Consider the following 15744-nt stretch of genomic DNA (forward strand, 5'->3'; position numbering starts at 1 on the left):
TATGAAAGAACGTAAAAAATACGGTCTTAAAGGCGCTCGTCGTGCACCTCAGTTCTCAAAACGTTAATTTGTGGCGTTTCAAAGGCTCTTTCCATATTTATGGAGAGGGTCTTTTTTTATGTAATAAAGTTTCTTTTGTTCCCATTTTAGGCATTATCATTTATGGTTCAAGATACTTTTGGAACTTGCCGCAATATGTTGATGTAACAAAATGAAACCATTTATATGGTACGACGTATAAAAAGAAATGGAATTTAGGTTGTAAGTACCTATGTGTAAAGAAGATAACCATTATCGTTAAAGTGGAGGGATAACATGAGGAAATTTGTTGGGATAGTCATTATAGCTTTTAGTTTATTATTGGGTCTTTTCTGTGCAATCGCTTTTCCTCAGGATATTATCTTTGCTAATATCGTGTTGTGAATTATTAGTGTTCCTCTATATATTTGCGGTCAAATGATCAGAACTTCGAAGGCTAAATTTAAACAGCAAGGAAAGCGCTGGATAGCCAACTATCTCTTCTTCTTCTTTATCATCCCTGTACTAATTTATTTGAATATATTCTATGATGATTTAAAAGAAACGACATTTATAGATGAAAAATTTGTCCTTTATGAACCTTCGTCTGGGAAGTTAGGAGAATTTTCTCTCGGGGGCTTTGTTGTTATTTTGATTTTTCTATTTGGTGCTCGATTTCTTTATCCGGATTTAAAGCGAAAAGGGCTATTAAATTCCATTATTATCGGAACGATTATTTTCTTGATTGGTTTCCATTATTTTATGTTCTCTGATTATAGAGGTGTACATGAAGAAAAGGGATTGGTATCAAGTAACTGGAAGGGTGAAAGGCAGATCATTCCTTATGATGAAATAGAAAGCGTATATTTGGAACCTTATGTTCATTATGCAAGCTTATCTAATACATCCGACGAGATGAGGTTTGTTTGGGAAGTGACGTTTTATCCGAGTCACCAAAAAGAAGTAGTGTATCGTTTTTCGATGTTGACGAAGACTGGTTTAGAAGAGACGATTGCGATTAAGAAACTAGCACTGGAACATGATGTACCATTTAATGTGGGAGAAATGAATCAAGAAACATTGGAGTTGTTTAACTTTGATTTAGAATATGAAGGATTAGAAAAAGAACGTTATTACGAGCTTTTTCAATTAAGGTATGATAAATAGAGAGACGAAGTTCCTGAATATATTTGTCTTAGAGGTTATTTTAGTTTTTTGATTGGAATAAGCAAGGTAGGAATAATTTATAAAAAGAAAGATACAGATGTAGTATAAAATTAAATGGAGAAGTGGACTAGAATGATTAGTCCGCTTTTTTTAATGCAAAACGGAGCAAAATAAAAAAGTGTTGAAAAACATATTAAAAATCAATGTAATTAGAGCTAGTTCTCATTCTTTATACTTTCTTTATACTTTTCTAGGCAAATTATTTATATCTATCCCTTATTCTATATCAATCAACATTGAAAGGAAGAATGGTTATGACAGAAACAATTCTTAAAGCAATGAATGTTTCAAAAATATATGGAAAACACAAAGCGCTTGATAAAGTATCAATCGAAATTAAGCGTGGGATGATATACGGTTTAATTGGGGAAAATGGTGCGGGAAAATCGACATTTATGCGTACTGTTATGGGGTTAATCTCAATTGATGAGGGTGACATTGAGCTATTTGGCGAAAGCAGCACGAAGGGATTGCAACATGCAAGAAGAAAAATGGGTCAATCGATTGAAACACCAGCACTTTATCCTGACTTAACAGCTCGAGAAAATCTGAGAGTACAAGCAGCAAACGGTGGGGTAAGTGAACGCGAAATTGATCATTTACTTCGTTTGATGAGTCTTGAAGATACAGGGAAGAAGAAGGTTAAGAATTTCTCATTAGGGATGCGCCAGCGTTTAGCGATTGCATCGACTCTGATTACAAATCCTGAGTTCTTAATTTTAGACGAGCCGACAAACGGTCTTGATCCATCAGGGATTGTGGAGATGCGCGAAATCATACAACGTTTGGTGAAGGATCGAGGGATAACAGTCTTACTTTCTTCCCATTTGCTTGATGAACTATCACAGATTGCTACCCATTATGGGATTTTGCATAAGGGGAAACTCATTAGTGAGCTTTCAAGAGAGCAATTAGCTTCTGAAACTCGTCAATATATTGAATTAGAAACAACCGAGGTTCATAAAGCAGTTGTTGTGCTAGATGAAATGGGGATAAAGGAATATGAGGTTGTAAATGGAACGGAGATTAATATTTATGAACGTTTAGAGGAAGTAGCTTCTATTAACCGTTCGCTTGTATTAGCTAATGTGAATGTTTCGAGAATAGGGACAACAAGACAAAAGCTCGAAGAATATTTTTTACAATTAACAGGAGGAACTATCCATGCTTAATCTCTTAACAGCTGAAAAAATAAAGTTAGTTCGAAGTAAAAAATTATGGATTGTTCTAGGCATTTTATCTTTACTTCCTATTTTGCAAGTAGTGAATAGTAATATTTCCGTGAATTATGGAGCAGAGCTAAATCAAACTAAAGATACAGTGATCAATGGGGCGACAGGAATTTTAATGATGGAGAAAAACGGATTAACCGTTTTACTCGTTATGAGTGCTTTTATTTGTTTTTTTATTGGGGAAGAATTTCAAAAAGGGACGATTCGAAATACATTGTCCTTAGGGCGAAGTCGGACCTATTATTATATGACAAAATTGGCGGTTGCTGCACTGCTTACCCTTGTTGGTGTCATTTTAATGACTGTATTTGGTATAATGGGCTTTTCTGCTGTGTTTGGTTTTGGAGAGGTGGCAGAAATTAGCAATTACCTTTGGTTTGCTATAAAAGCTTTCCTTACACTTTATTTTCTAATTTTGGCAAACGTATCTATCTATGTCATGATTAGTTTTTTAACAAAAAACAGTGCAGTTTCTCTAATTTGGAGTTTCCTTTATACGATAGCAACAGGTTTTGGAGCTGGGATTTTTCAGCAAACCAAGCATTTTAAGCAATTAACATTCTGGTTTACAGAATCCTTCTTGTTTTACTCCGATTTCGCAAAACCAGTAGATATTGCAAAATACCCAGAGATGATATTAGTTAGTATCATCACGATCGTGTTAACCTCCATAATAGGTATCCTTCTGTTTAATCGAACAGACATAAAGTAGGTAGGTAGAGATGGTAACGATATTAATCATGGAAGACGATATGGCCATTCATTCACTTATAAAAGAGGCGTTGGAATTGAATGGTTTTAAAACACTCAGTGCATATTCAGGGACTGAAGGGAAATTACTATTCGAACAAGCGCAAATGGATTTAATCTTATTAGATTTAATGCTTCCAGGAATGAATGGAGAAGAATTCCTTCAACAAATTCGGCATAATACAAACATTCCTGTAATAGTGATTTCAGCTAAAAATGATCAAGATACGAAGCTGGAGCTTTTGACAAGTGGAGCGGATGATTATATGACAAAACCATTTGATGTGAAGGAGCTACTTGCAAGGATTCACATTCAGTTACGTCATGCAATCAAGGATTCTTGGGATAATAAGAAAGAAATTCAATACAAGAACATCAGCATTGATTTGGAAACACGTGAAGTAACACTAAATGATCAAGTTATTCACCTTACTGGACGTGAATATGCAATACTTTTACTTTTTTTAGAAAATCCTCAAAAGGTATTTAGCCGTGCCAATATTTATGAAAGTGTTTGGAATGAACCATACTTTGATAGTGATAAAACGATTAATATGCATATCAGTAATTTACGAAATAAGCTCAACTTAAGAGATACACATTATATTAAAACAATATGGGGCATAGGCTTCAAATTTGACTAACAAAGGAGGTGTGAATGTTATGTGGGGCTGGGTATTTTTCTTCCTAACATTGGCGCTTCTTTTTTATCTTTACTTTTTAAAAAGAGAACTGCGAAAGTTGAAACAGGACGTCCATAATCTTCCCGCTCGTGCTAGTTTTGGAAGTAGACTCTCTCTCGATTTCCGGGAAAAAACTTTGTTAGAGTTAGTAGATGAATTGAATCGAATGATTAATGTGTTTGAAGATAAGAATCGTCTAGCGAAACAAATGGAAGAAAATGTGAAATTATCAATAGCAGGACTCTCTCACGACTTACGGACACCGCTCACATCCATAAATGGTTATGTGCAACTTTTACATGCGACGAATGATGAGATGCGGAGGAAACACTATGTAGCGATTATCGAGCAGTCTGTAAAACGACTGATTGAAATGACGGAACAATTTTATGACCTAGCCCGTATTGAAACAAATCAAAAAGAAATAGTACTAACATCCATTTCTCTATCTCATTTAGTGGAAGAAATCTTTTTATCCTTTTATGAGCAATTGGAGGAGAAGAAAATTGAACTCCAATTTCCTGATGAAATAAAGGACAGAAAAATTATTACGGACAAGTTAATCGCGACACGTGTCCTTCATAATATCGTTCAAAATATACTTCGCTATGCCAAGAGTACAGCGGTTATTAGCTATAGCATGGAAAAAGATTTTCTGGTTTTACGCATCAAAAACGATATTAAACGAGATAGTAAAGTTGCAATAGAAAAAGTCTTTATGCGTTTCTATACAGAGGTCAGTAGTAGAACTAACACGGAAGCAAGTGGATTAGGTTTATATTTATCCAAAAAATTAGTTGAAAAGATGAATGGGAAAATGGAAGCGGAGCTACAAGATAATTGGTTTATTCTTAAAATGTATTTTCCTATTAATGGGATTGAAGAATAAAGGCAACAATCGATTTGTATCCTTGCATTGTCATTAGTTTTTATAGGGAAGACTCTCAATTCTTTGGGCGTTTTTTATAAAAATAAAATTCGTCAAGTAAAGAAGCAAAATCGATATTTGATAGTATATGTCAGATGGTGTCACTCAAGAATTTGGTTAATATCTGTAATTCCTCTTCTCATGCCGAGAAACAGGATTATCCCGTTTTAGATGAACTTAGGTAATCAATGTTACATCATTTTCACTATCTCGCCCTTATCCTCATCAATTGACCCTCTCCCCTTGAAACAAAATATGAGCATGTTACGATAAGAAATGTTCCAGAGTGAATGTGGAATGAAAATGAAAAAATAGGAGGATGTGGATGTTAAAAGGAAAGACAGTAGCATTTATAGGGGCAGGCTCGATGGCAGAGGCAATGATCGCTGGAGCTATTCAAGCTGAGAAACTTCCCTCCAACCAAATAATTGTAACCAATAATAGTAATAATAATCGTTTACAAGAATTAGCGAATAAATATGATGTAAGAACTGTTCAAAAAGAACAATTACCATACAGGGAGATTGACTTGTTTATTTTGGCGATGAAGCCGAAAGGAGCGAGAGAAGCATTTCAATCGTTAAAGGATAAGCTAAATCCAAATCAAGTAGTAATTTCTGTATTAGCTGGCATAACAACAACTTTCATGGAAGACCATTTACAGGAAGGGCAGCAAGTGATTCGTGTGATGCCAAATACTTCAAGTATGGTACAGCAATCGGCAACAGCTTTAACAAGTGGGCAACATACCAAACCAGAAAACATCGAAGCGGTAAAAGAGTTGCTGCAATGTTTAGGAAAAGTTTTTGTGATAGAAGAAGAGCAGATGGACCTCTTTACTGGAATTGCAGGAAGTGGACCAGCATACTTTTATTACTTGATGGAACATATGGAGTCTGTTGGTTTGCAATATGGGATGCCAAAAGAACTAATTAGAGAAATCGTGTCACAAACCGTTTATGGAGCAGCGAAAATGGTAATGGAAAAAGGAACATCACCTACTATCCTAAGAGAAAATGTAACTTCACCAAATGGAACAACCGCCTCTGGCTTGAAAGCTTTAGCTGATTATAAAGGCGGAGAGGCCATATCCCAAGCAATCAAACATGCAGCAAGTCGATCCCAAGAGATAAGCGTGGAGCTTGGTGGTGCAAAAATTAATTCTTAATGGAAAAATAGGAGGAAAAGAATGTTAACAGAGGATTGGCAAGAGCAAGATAAACAGATAAAAAGAGTTGTAATTAAGATCGGAAGCAGTTCCCTAACTAGCATGCATGGAGAAATAAGCCGCAAAAAACTCGAGAAATTAGTAGAGCAAATTGTGGAGTTAAAGGATGCTGGTTATGAAGTGGCTGTCGTTTCCTCAGGTGCGGTAGCTGCTGGATATCGGAAACTCGGGTGTATAAAACGCCCAACTTCGCTTCCAGAAAAACAGGCGGCGGCATCTATCGGCCAAGGTCTATTAATGGAATCTTACTCAGAACTCTTTTTATCTCATGGATATGTTGCTTCGCAAATATTAATCACTAGAGGTGATTTTGCGGATGAAAAGCGATATACCAATATGAAAAATACATTAAATGTATTATTGAATAGAGGAATTATTCCAATCATTAATGAAAATGATACGGTTACTATTGATCGTTTGAAATTTGGAGACAATGATACACTTTCGGCTAAGGTAGCAGCGCTCATTCATGGGGACCAGCTCATTATCTTATCAGATGTAGATGGATTGTATACCGATAATCCTCATAGGAATTCTCAAGCAAAGATGTTAGAAGAGGTTCAAACCATTACTTCTAAAATAGAGTCTTCAGCAGGCGGAGCAGATAGTGAAGTAGGAACAGGTGGAATGAAATCTAAAATTGCTGCAATGAAAATCGCATTAGCTTCTGGTATAGACGCTTTTTTAGGAAGAGCAGGAAAGCCTAATATTTTAATGGATGCGGTGAATGGTACAGCAAAAGGAACTTATTTTAGACAGAAGCAAAATGCCTATAACTTATGTGACGAACAACAGTGGATTGCTTTTCATTCTGGACCTGAAGGAAAAATTGTTGTTAGTACTACAGGGAAAGAAGAGATGCTTGAGAAACATAAGGATTTACTTGCTGAGAATATAGTGCTGGTGGATGGACGTTTTGAACAAGGAGCCGTTGTGAGAATCGTAGATGAACATCAAGAGGAAATTGGATTAGGTAGAGTGAACTTTTCTTATTTAGAGCTAAAAGAAAAGGTAGAAAAGGAAAATATTGCAATTGAGCAATCAACCTTTGTTTATTCTCGTAACTATATAGCATCAGAAGTTGTATAAAAAGAGGAGGCAGATGAGTGACATCCATAGTGGAAGATTATCAAATCGTTGAAGTGCAAGCAATCGCTGCGAAAAAGGCTGCGAAAAAAATAAGTATTCTAAACACAAATGAAAAAAATGAAGCACTAAATGTTGTTGCTGACGAATTAGTAAAGCAGCTAGCCTTTATTTTAGAAGCCAATGAAAAAGATTTACAAAATGGCAAAGCGAGTGGTTTTGAGAAGGCCTTTATGGATCGCTTGACTCTGAATGAAAGTAGAATTAAGGATTTTGCCGAAGGGCTTCGTGTAGTGGCAGAATTACCAGATCCGGTAGGGGATGTTTTATCAAACTGGACGTTAGAAAATGGCCTAAGAGTGGAGACAATACGTGTTCCTCTTGGGGTTATAGGAATGATCTATGAAGCTCGTCCCAATGTTACAGTCGATGCGACGGGATTAGCGCTTAAGTCAGGAAATGCCATCATTTTAAAGGGAGGATCTTCCGCTATTCATTCTAATATGGCAATTGTTGAGGTTATGCATAAGGCCTTGGAGAAATCGGCTATTCCAAAAGAAGCAGTGCAATTTATTTCTTCAACAGATCGAAATGCTACAAAACAACTATTTACGATGAAAGAGCATATAGATGTACTTATTCCAAGGGGAGGCGGATCCCTTATTCAAACCGTAGTGGAAAATGCAACTGTTCCTGTACTAGAAACAGGTGTAGGAAATTGCCATCTTTATGTAGACAAAGAAGCCGATTTGAAAAAAGCACTCGACATTATCGTCAATGCGAAAACGGATCGACCTGCTGTATGTAATGCTGCTGAAACATTGATTATCCATCAAGAATTTCTAGCTAAATATAAATTGGAGCTAGCTCAAACACTTGCAGCGAATGGTATTCTCATTCATGGGGATGAAATGGCTTGTAAGGAATTACCAGGCGTTATTCCGGCTACAGAAAAGGATTGGGCTGAAGAGTATTTAAGCTTAGAGATTGCCGTAAAAATAGTGAATAGTCTAGACGAGGCAATAGAGCATATTGATAGGTATGGAACGAAGCATTCTGAAGCGATTATTACAGAGAATCAACATACGGCAAGGAAATTTATGCAGTTAACAGATGCGGCGGCCCTTTATCATAATGCATCCACCAGATTTACTGATGGAGGAGCGCTAGGATTTGGTGCAGAGATTGGAATTTCTACACAGAAACTTCATGCACGTGGACCGATGGGGCTACCTGCACTAACAACGGTAAAATATATGATGAGTGGAAATGGGCAAATAAGATAGGTAAATCTAGAAAGGGAGAGTTTTTTTGTCTATAATGTTTAGGGTTTTAATGATTATAAGGTGATTTATGCTTATATCAAAACCACATTAAGTAAAAGGCAAGCTCTAAGTGATATAGAACTAAAGCCTATTTTATATAAAGAAAACATAAACAAGGGATAGAACGTTTTCTTTGTATTTACTGGATGAAAAATGGTAAGAAAACACTCAAATAGCAACTATTCTTTCAATTGGATAGCAAAAGGCTTGTTGGGCTAGTATGGTCCCTTCCTGTTGGTTGAAAAATAACACCAAGAGGTGAAGTCAATTGGCAGTCATTACAAGCTTTGATATAAAAAAACGAGAAAAACAAATAAAATACGAAAGAGCCGTTCTTAAGGAAATATCTATTAAAGAGTTAAAAGAAAAGGTAGCTCGCTATTTTGGTTCCTCAAACTTGACTTCAAGTGTTTTAATGAATGAGGGAATAGAAGAGGCTTGTTATGATGTTGCGATAGAAGCCTTTCTGCTAGGAGCAAATTACAGTAAATTTAGTGAATATGGTGAAGATATTCAAGCTATAAAAAATAGATGCAAGGAAGAGGATAATCATTTAAAGCAAACACTTTACCACTTTCTACTTTATTGGGGAAGTGAGGAAAGCAATAAAAATGAATCACTTTACTACTTATGTGAACAATTCGTGGATGAATGGTGGTTAGAAGGAGTTCAGAAAGCAAATAAAAGAAGAAAGCTTAGGCTTCATTAAAGGTGGCAGTACTGCCACCTTTTATCTTATGGTGGATATTATTTTAAAAGTATTTTCAGATACTCTACAAAAAGCGTGGCTTGTTCTTTAAGATTTACATCTTTAGGTGGGAGTATAGCATAATCAAGTGCAAGTCCATCAGTAAAAGTAATAATGGATTGCGCGATAGTTTTACTATTAAAGTTTTGATTAAATTCTCCCTTTTTCTGTCCTGCTTTAATAATTTCTTCATAAAGCTTCAAGGCAAGCTCATATCTTTTTTTGGCGTATTCTCTTCTCCTAATATCATTCCTTCCTGTAACAAAAAACTCTAAAATACTCGGTGCTAAAGGATCGATTTCATTTTCTGATGCAGGACTTTCATCGATAATATAGGATAAAAGTAACTGCCAATAAGATTCTATTTCTGTGTGTAGTAGTTCTTCCAAATTTATTACTTCGGAAGATAGGTTTTCTGCTAAAATGGCTTCGAATAAGTCTTCTTTATTGGAGAAATATTGGTATAAACCACCTCTGCTAACACCGGCTTCCTCCATTACGTGTCTCATTGTCGTTTTTTCATATCCATGTTCAATAAAGACATTCTTAGCTGCTTTAAGGATATTAGCTCGTCGCTGTTCCAGATGCTTTTGACTGACTTTTGGAGTCAATTTTCTCCCCCCGATCTAATCTATTTCTAGTTACCCATCCAATAATAGCTGCCAAAATTAACAAGCATGCACTTACCAGAAATGTTATATAGACTCCTAAAATAGTGGATAGCCATCCTCCAAGCAATGGGCCGATAATAGTGGCAGTAGTCGTAACGCTATTAATGACACCAAAGACTCTTCCGGTAAGTTGCACAGGTGTAATGGCTTGAATGTATGCTTGGTAGGGAACTAAAACATACGTCGCAGTGAATCCACCAAGAAATCCGAATGCTGAACCCCATAGATTAGGATGACTAACGTTGAAATAAGTGAATAAAGACATCATACCAAAACTAATCCCAATTCCACAAACACCAAAAAGCATAGATATAAAAGGTTGATAATCTGTTTTTTTAGCAAGAATATAGCCAGATAAAAACATCCCTGTTCCAGACGCTGTTACAATATAGCCAAATAAATTACTGGAGGCTAGTTCAAGCTCTCTTATTAGAATGATGAGTTGTGAATCTGCCAGTTGTAAGATAAGGAGGCTCAGACCTAAAAAGATCATTCCTGTTAACATGAAAAGATTGGATGTAATGAATTTTATCCCTATCGCTAAATCTTTCCTAAAAGAAGGTTTAATCCCCTTTTTAATTTCAGTAGAGACAGTAGTTACTCGAGACTTTTCCTTTGGAAGGAATAGGAGTAACAATGCGGAGAAAAGAAAGGAGAAAGAATCGAGATAGAAAATGGTTTTTACCTCTAAGAATGAAACTAACATCCCACTTAATAATGGTCCTAATATTTTGGTGCCAGAATCAATCATTGTGGTAATGGAAATAGCACTTTTTATATGGTGATTGTCTACTAATTCTTTTAGTTTCCCGTTTTTTGAAGGGATAAAGATAGTGGATATGGTTCCAATTGCCAATAAGCAGATATAGACGGTGAGGATACTATCTGCGGTGGCCAATAATAAAATCAGTCCTGCTCGAATAAGGTCAGATAAAATCATTAATAGCTTGCGATTAAAACGATCAGCAAAAGCACCAGCTATAGGTCCAAGAAAGACCATGGGTAAGGCAAGACATAACATAATAAGAGATACTTCGATTGGAGTGGCATTCCATTTTAGTCCAACCATTGTCATAATAGCTATAATACTTAACCAATCACCTAAACCTGAAATAATCTGAGCTGCTATAAGGCTTTTAAATCCGTTCGTTTTTAATAATCCAGAAAGCATAAAAATTCCTCCTTTTTAAAGTGACATTGATGTCGTTTATATATGTATTATAACGACACCTATGTCGTTTAATCAATACCTATAATGAAAAATAGGTATTTTTTTGTAGTTAATATGGTCGAAGTAATCTAGGAAGCAAGAGGACTTGCTGTTCTAAAATTTCTTGTTCCCCCATATAGTAAGAATAAGGACGGGCATAGGGGGAATGAGGGAGACTGTGAGTAAAAAGTGGAAGATAAGCATATATATCATGGGGTTAGCACTTCTTTTCTTTATATTACAATTCGATTTCTCAAATGATGATTCATGGGATGCCTGGAATTTACCATTGACCGGAAAAGTGATTGTTATCGATCCGGGACATGGAGGGCCAGATGGTGGTGCGGGAGATGACGAAGTATTGGAAAAGGATATCGCATTAAAGGTCTCTTTAAAGCTTCGTGATTATTTACAGGAGCAAGGTGCCTTAGTAATTATGACGAGAGAAGAAGATAAGGATTTAGCGAGTGAAAGTACAAAAGGATATCGTAATAGAAAAGTGGAGGATTTAAAGGAGAGAATCAATATCATCAATAAATCGGATGCAGATTTATTTTTGAGTGTTCATTTAAATGCAATACCTTCATCAAAATGGAGTGGAGCACAAACTTTTTATTCAGCTCAATTGGAAGGGAATGCTAGAGCGGCTAAATTCATTCAAGATGAGTTAATTGATAATTTAGAGAATACAACTCGAAAGGCTAAACCGCTAGAGAGTGTATACATACTAAAATATGCAGAGAAACAAGGAGTACTAGTAGAGGTAGGTTTCTTATCAAATCCACAAGAAAAGGCGAATCTTATGCAGGAAGATTATCAAGAAAAAATCGCAGCGTCCATCTATAAAGGAGTAAATCGTTATTTTACGAATGAAGAGGAATTGGAAGTAGAAGAATAGAGACTAATTACGTCTCTATTCTTATTTATGCCTATTAATTCATATTCCCGGGAAATAAATCTCTTTTTCCCGCTCTTAACGACTAGTACGGTGCTCACCACTTACTGTGATAAATGAGTAATGTAGGTGGGAAGTCGACTTAACGGAAAGTTTAAATGGTTCGTATTATTTTATTGAGCGTTAGAATTTTCAGAATGTAAACGATATCTGAATTTATGCTATACTGTTAGTAAAACAGGAGAGGGGATTGTGTCATGATAACAAAAGAAGAAATCGAGAAGATAGTGGAGAATATGATCGATCCTTTTTTACATAAATCATTGCTAGAATTAGGCGCAGTGAAAGATGTTAAATGGAATGAAGAAAAAGAACATGCAAGTTTAAAGGTCGCCGTTGCAAAGCTTGGTTCTGCTTATCAAATAGAGTTGCAAAATGAAATCGTTAGTGCGCTTAAGGAAAAGGGGGTAAAAAGTGTAGGATTACGATTTGCGGAACTATCAAGCGCACTCGTTGCGGAAGTATGGAAGGAATCAGAAGCTACGGAGAAAAAGCCTACTTATATTGCTGTTGCCAGTGGCAAAGGGGGGGTAGGGAAATCTACCGTTTCTGTCAATTTAGCGGTTTCATTAGCTAGATTAGGGAAAAAAGTTGGATTGTTGGATGCGGATATATATGGTTTCAGTGTTCCAGATATGATGGGTATCACCAAAAGACCTGAAGTAATAAAGGAACGAATCATTCCAGTCGAGCGATTTGGGGTAAAAGTTATTTCTATGGGATTCTTTGTAGAGGATAATACACCAATTATATGGAGAGGTCCTATGCTTGGCAAAATGCTAACAAGCTTCTTAGAAGAAGTAGAGTGGGGAGAACTAGATTATCTATTATTAGATTTACCACCTGGAACAGGCGATGTTGCGCTAGATGTTCACACCATGCTTCCTACAAGTAAAGAAATAATCGTTACTACTCCCCATCCAACTGCAGCTTTTGTCGCAGCTCGTGCAGGTGCTATGGCCATGAAAACAAATCATGAAATCCTCGGAGTTATTGAAAATATGTCGTATTTTGAAAGTAGCCTAACAGGGGAAAAAGAGTATGTATTTGGCAAAGGTGGAGGTAAGAAATTAGCTAATGATTTGGAAGTTCCAATTTTAGGAGAGCTGCCATTAGGACAGCCCGATTGGAATGAAGAGGATTTTGCTCCATCTGTCTATCAAGAAAAACATCCTATTGGCGGAAAATATCAAGAAATCGCTGAACGAATAATAGGAGTGCTAGAGAAATCAGGGAATAAAGTTGAAAGCTGATTACAAAAAAGATTGAAAAAGGTACCTTCAAAAGGAACGTATATTCCTCGATGAAGGTACCTTATTTTAAATTTTATGTTTTTCGGAAATGAAGGAGGAAGAGGCTTCTTTGGCTGCTTTATCAAGCATTTCTTTAAACTTAGACTTAAATTCAGGTGTTTCCATTGTTTCTTGTAGTATTTGTTTGATATGCTCTCTGTATTCTGTACTTTTCAAAATGTTTTTCATTTCTGTTTCTAAGGAAGGGTCTTGTAATAACTCGACCATCATTTTCCGATATTCAGAATCCTTCATTAGATTTTTTATCAATTTTTCGTTTTCCGTCTTCATACTTTTTGCCATTGTTTCAGCAAACTCAGGATCTTGGAACTCTTTCTTCCAGAAGTCAGCCGCTTTTTCGGAAACCAGTGTTTTTTCTATCGTGCTTGTTACTGCTTTTTCATTCATTACTAAATTTTGTTTTATCTCTTCGTCATCCATTACTTCTCTTATCGCCTTTTTCCCATCATCCGTTTTCAAAATATCTACAACCATTTTCTTTGTTTGGTCATAGTCCATTTGTTGAGAACTTTCACTATCTGAACATCCACTTAATAAAGAAATGATTAGTAGGAGGGTAATCCCTTTTTTTAGCATGACAATTACCTCTTTCGTTAAAGATATCTATTAAGTAGAATGGATTCTTTTTTATTTTTTATTCCTAATGTAAAGGAAAAGATATTGGTATATGGAAAAAGAAAAAACTGTTTCTGTAAAAAAGTTACCCGAGTTTTTTGAGTAACTATCTAAAGTAAGTTAGTTACTGTAAATCGTTTAACTTTATAGAAACAGCTTAATGCGTTAATGTACTTCTTTTGACTTGGAGTCAGCATTAGAAATCATCTCTGAAACAGTAACAAATTCTAAATTCTTTTTTTGTAATTTCTTTATAATTTCAGGAAGAGCATTTGCGGTTTGCTTCGCTGAATCAGAAGCGTGCAATAATACGATATCTCCTTTTTTAGCAGATCCTGCCTTCTTAATAATTTGTGTTGTTCCAGGATTTGTCCAATCCTTTGAATCAATGCTCCAGTGAACTAAAGTATAATCGTATTGATCTGCAATGGTTAAAGCAGATTGATTAAAATGACCAGTTGGAGCGCGGGAGAGCGCGATATTATCGATCTTTAATTTTTCAAATGCAGTTTTGGCTTTCGATAAATCTTGCCTTATTTTTTCTTCTTTTACCTCTGAATAATCTACATAGTCATAGCCTAAAATTCCAATCTCATGACCTTCTTTTACCATTCTGTTTACTAGTTCAGGGTGTCTTTCTGCCCATGAACCTGCCAGGAAAAACGTTGCGTTAACTTTCTTTTCTTTCAAAATATCAAGAATAGGTTCTGCTTTTTTGTCTCCCCATCCAATGTTAAAGGTTAGGGCGACTCCCTTTTCTCCTTTATATACAGCCTTAGGTCCATCCTTGGAGGAAAACACAGGGATCTGGACAATATTTTCAACATACAAAAACCAGGCTGTAAAGAAGGATACTACAAGAATTAATGCGAATTGCTTTACGGATTTACTGTTCAGCACATAAAAGAAATTCATCTGTTTGTCACCTCGTCCACTTTACTGCTCGTCTCATTCTTATGTAGGAAAAGTAAAATTAATTACAAAAATTTTTATAAAAAAAGGAAAACTAGTACATAATACAGAGACTAAAATAAGGCTATGCATCAGGAGGGACAGTAATGATTGGTTTATTATTAAATAAAATAGAAGTAAAAGAGATTGAATATCTAATTAAAAGGGAATTAGATGAAATACTACTGGATTTGGGAGATAAAAGAATTGATCTCTCTGTTAAAAAAGCAATGATAGAAAGATATAAGGATTTGTTTTCTTTGTTAAAAAGAGTTGCAGCCCCGAAGGATTGTTTAGCTTATATCCTGTCGGAAAATAAGATGTTAGATGAAAAAATATAAAATCATAAAAAACAGTTGACGATTTTTATTTATCTTGGTATATTAGTAAAAGTCACTTCGACAGGAGCGGAAACAACGAAAAAATAAATTTTAAAAAGTTGTTGACTCCTGAAAGAGAATGTGTTAAATTAATAAAGTCGCTTATTGAGCGGCTAAGTAAATTGCTCTTTGAAAACTGAACAAACAAACGTCAACAATAATCGTTTTATAACGAATGTTATAGAATGACAATAAGTAATAAAAAGCTAGAGTTTAGCAATGAGCTAATCAACTCTTTATTGGAGAGTTTGATCCTGGCTCAGGACGAACGCTGGCGGCGTGCCTAATACATGCAAGTCGAGCGGACTTTAAAAGCTTGCTTTTAAAGTTAGCGGCGGACGGGTGAGTAACACGTGGGCAACCTGCCTGTAAGACTGGGATAACTTCGGGAAACCGGAGCTAATACCGGATAATCCTTTTCTAC

At 35.8% G+C, this 15744-nt stretch carries 17 protein-coding genes and 1 rRNA gene; 14 read left to right on the forward strand and 4 right to left on the reverse strand.

The genetic code is table 11. The features are described from left to right. From rpsI to ADJ83_RS10470, 10 genes are all read left to right on the forward strand, one after another. A partial coding sequence (gene rpsI / locus ADJ83_RS24840) for a 30S ribosomal protein S9 (RefSeq protein ID WP_003265349.1) occupies positions 1 to 67 on the forward strand: 67 nt, incomplete at its 5' end. A gap of 389 nt (positions 68 to 456) precedes the next feature. Continuing rightward, positions 457 to 1185: a hypothetical protein gene (locus ADJ83_RS10430; RefSeq protein WP_031539605.1), complete on the forward strand. Its 729-nt coding sequence runs from the start codon at positions 457 to 459 to the stop codon at positions 1183 to 1185. A gap of 314 nt (positions 1186 to 1499) precedes the next feature. After that, a complete protein-coding gene (locus ADJ83_RS10435) occupies positions 1500 to 2417 on the forward strand; it encodes an ATP-binding cassette domain-containing protein (protein WP_031539606.1) in 918 nt (305 codons plus the stop codon). Further along, positions 2410 to 3189: an ABC transporter permease gene (locus ADJ83_RS10440; protein ID WP_031539609.1), complete on the forward strand. Its 780-nt coding sequence runs from the start codon at positions 2410 to 2412 to the stop codon at positions 3187 to 3189. The genes ADJ83_RS10435 and ADJ83_RS10440 overlap by 8 nt, the downstream gene beginning before the upstream one ends. Before the next feature lie 10 nt (positions 3190 to 3199). Further along, a complete protein-coding gene (locus tag ADJ83_RS10445) occupies positions 3200 to 3871 on the forward strand; it encodes a response regulator transcription factor (protein WP_031539611.1) in 672 nt (223 codons plus the stop codon). 19 nt (positions 3872 to 3890) lie between these two features. Continuing rightward, on the forward strand, positions 3891 to 4799 hold the full coding sequence (locus tag ADJ83_RS10450; RefSeq protein WP_031539612.1) for a sensor histidine kinase: 909 nt from the start codon (positions 3891 to 3893) through the stop codon (positions 4797 to 4799). A gap of 364 nt (positions 4800 to 5163) precedes the next feature. Next, positions 5164 to 6006: a pyrroline-5-carboxylate reductase gene (proC, locus tag ADJ83_RS10455; RefSeq protein WP_031539614.1), complete on the forward strand. Its 843-nt coding sequence runs from the start codon at positions 5164 to 5166 to the stop codon at positions 6004 to 6006. A gap of 21 nt (positions 6007 to 6027) precedes the next feature. Then, entirely contained in the window at positions 6028 to 7155 is a 1128-nt protein-coding gene (gene proB / locus ADJ83_RS10460) for a glutamate 5-kinase (protein WP_031539617.1), read from the forward strand. Between the two features lie 17 nt (positions 7156 to 7172). Further along, positions 7173 to 8438 (forward strand): glutamate-5-semialdehyde dehydrogenase, encoded by a 1266-nt coding sequence (locus ADJ83_RS10465; protein WP_031539619.1) that lies wholly within the window; start codon positions 7173 to 7175, stop codon positions 8436 to 8438. A gap of 307 nt (positions 8439 to 8745) precedes the next feature. Beyond that, entirely contained in the window at positions 8746 to 9186 is a 441-nt protein-coding gene (locus ADJ83_RS10470; RefSeq protein WP_031539622.1) for a DUF2521 family protein, read from the forward strand. 38 nt (positions 9187 to 9224) lie between these two features. On the opposite strand, the gene ADJ83_RS10475 is transcribed toward ADJ83_RS10470, so the two are convergent. Both ADJ83_RS10475 and ADJ83_RS10480 read right to left on the reverse strand, forming a co-directional pair. Beyond that, positions 9225 to 9836, reverse strand: a complete 612-nt coding sequence (locus ADJ83_RS10475; protein WP_031539625.1) for a TetR/AcrR family transcriptional regulator — start codon at positions 9834 to 9836, stop codon at positions 9225 to 9227. Further along, a complete protein-coding gene (locus tag ADJ83_RS10480; protein WP_048717749.1) occupies positions 9790 to 11067 on the reverse strand; it encodes an MFS transporter in 1278 nt (425 codons plus the stop codon). The genes ADJ83_RS10475 and ADJ83_RS10480 overlap by 47 nt, the downstream gene beginning before the upstream one ends. 217 nt (positions 11068 to 11284) lie before the next feature. Here ADJ83_RS10480 and cwlD point away from each other — a divergent pair, with 217 nt between their 5' ends. Both cwlD and ADJ83_RS10490 read left to right on the forward strand, forming a co-directional pair. Continuing rightward, the gene (gene cwlD, locus ADJ83_RS10485; RefSeq protein ID WP_035416706.1) at positions 11285 to 12004 is read left to right on the forward strand and encodes an N-acetylmuramoyl-L-alanine amidase CwlD; all 720 of its coding nucleotides are present in this window, start codon (positions 11285 to 11287) and stop codon (positions 12002 to 12004) included. Positions 12005 to 12258: 254 nt separating this feature from the next. Further along, the gene (locus tag ADJ83_RS10490) at positions 12259 to 13314 is read left to right on the forward strand and encodes an Mrp/NBP35 family ATP-binding protein (RefSeq protein WP_031539630.1); all 1056 of its coding nucleotides are present in this window, start codon (positions 12259 to 12261) and stop codon (positions 13312 to 13314) included. A 66-nt stretch (positions 13315 to 13380) separates the two neighbouring features. On the opposite strand, the gene gerD is transcribed toward ADJ83_RS10490, so the two are convergent. After that, entirely contained in the window at positions 13381 to 13950 is a 570-nt protein-coding gene (gene gerD / locus ADJ83_RS10495; protein WP_031539633.1) for a spore germination lipoprotein GerD, read from the reverse strand. A 204-nt stretch (positions 13951 to 14154) separates the two neighbouring features. Beyond that, the gene (pdaB, locus tag ADJ83_RS10500; RefSeq protein WP_031539636.1) at positions 14155 to 14904 is read right to left on the reverse strand and encodes a polysaccharide deacetylase family sporulation protein PdaB; all 750 of its coding nucleotides are present in this window, start codon (positions 14902 to 14904) and stop codon (positions 14155 to 14157) included. A gap of 143 nt (positions 14905 to 15047) precedes the next feature. Here pdaB and ADJ83_RS10505 point away from each other — a divergent pair, with 143 nt between their 5' ends. Next, complete coding sequence (locus ADJ83_RS10505; protein ID WP_031539638.1) at positions 15048 to 15281, forward strand: hypothetical protein; 234 nt, start codon at positions 15048 to 15050, stop codon at positions 15279 to 15281. A gap of 275 nt (positions 15282 to 15556) precedes the next feature. After that, positions 15557 to 15744, forward strand: a 16S ribosomal RNA gene (locus ADJ83_RS10510); the annotation flags it as partial.

The organism is Bacillus sp. 522_BSPC (genome assembly GCF_001076885.1).
Taxonomy (GTDB): domain Bacteria; phylum Bacillota; class Bacilli; order Bacillales; family Cytobacillaceae; genus Niallia; species Niallia hominis.